This is a genomic window from Azospirillum sp. B506 (assembly GCF_000333595.1).
Lineage (GTDB): Bacteria > Pseudomonadota > Alphaproteobacteria > Azospirillales > Azospirillaceae > Azospirillum.
This window is the reverse complement of record NZ_BADK01000363.1, coordinates 1-2,695: the sequence shown is the minus strand read 5'-3', so window position 1 is coordinate 2,695 and position 2,695 is coordinate 1. Positions and strand designations below refer to the sequence as shown.

Annotated in this window: 4 protein-coding genes; 2 read left to right on the top strand and 2 right to left on the bottom strand. The window is 66.8% G+C overall.

Translation table 11 applies throughout. The annotated features are described in order from the left end of the window. Positions 1-181: 181 nt before the first annotated feature. A complete protein-coding gene (locus tag I71_RS11215) occupies positions 182-736 on the top strand; it encodes a hypothetical protein (protein ID WP_042694943.1) in 555 nt (184 codons plus the stop codon). Between the two features lie 20 nt (positions 737-756). Here the strand turns inward: I71_RS11215 and I71_RS11210 are convergent, their stop codons facing one another. Together I71_RS11210 and I71_RS11205 are read right to left on the bottom strand one after the other, a co-directional pair. Continuing rightward, complete coding sequence (locus tag I71_RS11210) at positions 757-1,473, bottom strand: alpha/beta fold hydrolase (protein ID WP_042694942.1); 717 nt, start codon at positions 1,471-1,473, stop codon at positions 757-759. A 16-nt stretch (positions 1,474-1,489) separates the two neighbouring features. Beyond that, positions 1,490-2,035: a hydrolase gene (locus I71_RS11205; protein ID WP_042694941.1), complete on the bottom strand. Its 546-nt coding sequence runs from the start codon at positions 2,033-2,035 to the stop codon at positions 1,490-1,492. A gap of 257 nt (positions 2,036-2,292) precedes the next feature. On the opposite strand from I71_RS11205, the gene I71_RS11200 reads away from it, so the two are divergent. Next, positions 2,293-2,695: DEAD/DEAH box helicase (locus I71_RS11200; RefSeq protein ID WP_042694940.1), on the top strand; the 403-nt coding region annotated here is incomplete at its 3' end.

Genomic DNA, 2,695 nt, shown 5'->3' with positions numbered 1-2,695 from the left:
TTCCCTGATTGGCCCGGACCGTTCCGATTATCCGGCCCTGATCGCCCATGTTGCCGGAAAATGGCTCAAGGACGTGTGACGGATCGGGCTGCGGAACCGGGGAGCACTCGCCCGTCCGGCAACCGCTCCCCATATCCTGTCCAGCGACACCGGCCCAGCAATACCGATGGACGATTCGATCATGCGTATGTTGCCGTCACTCGCCGCCCTTTTGTTGAGCGCCTCCGGTCTCGCCGCCTGCACCAACGAACGGGTGGTGGCAAGCGAGCCGACGCCGGCCTACACGCGCGCCGAGGTCGCCTATGCGGCGAGCGACCGCGACCTCCGGGTGGTCCTGCGCGGCGATCCCTTCGGATTGGGCCCGGAGCGCTTTGCGGAGGCGGTGCTGCCCAACATGCAGGACCGGGTGTTCGGCGTCAGGACCAACCTTACCACCACGCCCGACGACACGGCGCGTCGCGACTACAAGGTGGTGCTGGCCTTCAACCTCGTCGAAAACACACTGAACTCCACCCTTTGCGCCGAGGGGCCGATGCGCACCGCGCCGCCGGGTGGACCCATCGTCGTGCAGGGCGCGTTCTGCCGGTCGGGCGGTGCGCTGACCTCGGCCACCGGCTGGCTCGACCGGCCGCAGGGACCGGACGATGCCGACTTCCGCAACCTGATCAGCGACATGACCTTCTCGCTGTTTCCCAGCCAGCGGTCGGATCTGTTCTGCGGCCGTCCAGATTGCTGACACCCGATTGCTGAAAAGAGTCAGTCCCGCAGCAGCCAGTCCCGCAGCAGGGCGGTAATCGCCTGCGGCTGCTCCATTGCCGACAGGTGGCCGCACTCCTCGATCAAGACCAGCCGGGCGCCGGGGATGGCATCGGCCATTTCCTCATGCAGGGCCGGCGGTGTCAGGATGTCCTGGCGCCCGCAGATGACCAAGGTCGGGCAGCGGATGGCGGCAAGCCCCGGCCGGCTGTCCATCCGGTTGATGATCGCCTCCTGCTCCCGGGCGTAGCCATCGATGCCCACCCGCTCCATCTGGGCGAGGACGGCGCGGACAAAGCCATCGTCGCTCAGCCTTTCGGGGTGGATCAGTCGGGGCAGGGCTGCGCGGATCACCTGCCCGTAACGGCCTTGCCGGGCCAGCGCCACCGCTTCCCGCCGCGTGGCCGTCGCCTCCGCCGTATCGGGGCGGGCATTGGTGTCGAGCAGCGCCAGCCGCTCCACCCGCTCCGGGGCGCGTCGCAGGATTTCCAATGCGACATAGCCACCCATCGACAGACCGGCAACGGCGAAGCGGTCCGGCGTCTGGGCCAGCACCTTGTCGGCCATCTCCGCGATGGTTGTGCAGTCGGCAAGCTCGACCACCCGCGGCTCGGCCACGCCGCCGAGATGCCGGACCTGATGGTCCCACAACGCGGCATCCAGCGGCATGCCGGGCAGCAGGATCAGGGCCGGGCAGCTGGCGGAACGTTCGGACATGCGGCTTCTCCTGCGCTCACTTCACCAGCGCGCTGACGACCTTGAAAACCGGCGTGCCGGCCCGCTCCATCCACTCGAACAGCACCATTTCGGTGGTGACGATGGTCACGCCGGCGGCGCGCATCCGTTCCAGTGCCGCCGCGTGGTTGGCGGCGGTGCGTGACGACACGGCGTCGGCGACCAGATAGACCGCATGGCCCTGCTGTCGCAGGCCAAGCGCCGTCTGCATCACGCAGACATGCGCCTCGGTACCGCACAGCACGATCTGCGGGCGCTTCAACCCCTCGATCGCCGCGTTGAAGGCGGGTTCGCCGGTGCAGCCGAAGGTGATCTTCTCGATCACCGGGGTAGCGGCCGGCAAATGGGCGCGCACCGTCTCCGCCGTCGGTCCCAGGCCGCGCGGGTATTGTTCGGTCACCAGAACCGGCACCGACAGGGCGGCGGCGCCCTTCAGCAGCATTCCGGCATTGCGGACGACGCGCTCGGAGTCGTGGATGGCCGGCAGCAGCCGCTCCTGCACATCCACCACAACCAGCACCGATTCCAGGGCATGAAGAATCATCGAAAGCTCTCGACCGTTCCATTTGCAGCGGGCCACCCGGTTCCAGGGGGCCGACAAGCGCCGCGACTCGCGGTGCTGCCGGACGACAGCCTAGCTCGGGGCGCGGATTTCGCCAACGTGGCGTGTTTTCGCGGCTATTTTCAGCTTCGGAACATCGGATCTATTGACATGCAGCTTTGACTTCCTATTCTTCGGCCTCATCCAGGCATCGAGCGTCGACCGCTCGATTTGCGCACTCCAGAACAGAAACAGGTTGGATGCTTTTTTCGGAACTTGGGCTTGGCCCTGACGTCCTGCGCGCCATCGAGGACAAGGGTTACACCCAACCGACGCCCATTCAGGAACAGGCAATTCCCTGTGTCCTGCAACGCCGCGACGTGCTGGGCTGCGCGCAGACGGGCACCGGCAAGACGGCGAGCTTCACCTTGCCCATGATCGACATCCTGGCGTCGGGCCGTGCCCGCGCGCGGATGCCGCGGTCGCTGATCCTGGAGCCGACGCGCGAGCTGGCCGCCCAGGTGGCGGAAAGCTTCGAGACCTACGGCAAGTACCACAAGCTCAGCATGGCGCTGCTGATCGGCGGCGAGACCTTCACGAAACAGGTTGAAAAGCTCGACCGCGGCGTGGATGTGCTGATCCCGACTCCGGGTCGTCTCATCG

Bases quoted from the DNA above. Each gene is read 5' to 3' on its own strand.
- I71_RS11205 (WP_042694941.1), bottom strand. From the start codon at position 2,035: ATGATTCTTCATGCCCTGGAATCGGTGCTGGTTGTGGTGGATGTGCAG.
- I71_RS11210 (WP_042694942.1), bottom strand. From the start codon at position 1,473: ATGTCCGAACGTTCCGCCAGCTGCCCGGCCCTGATCCTGCTGCCCGGC.
- I71_RS11215 (WP_042694943.1), top strand. From the start codon at position 182: ATGCGTATGTTGCCGTCACTCGCCGCCCTTTTGTTGAGCGCCTCCGGT.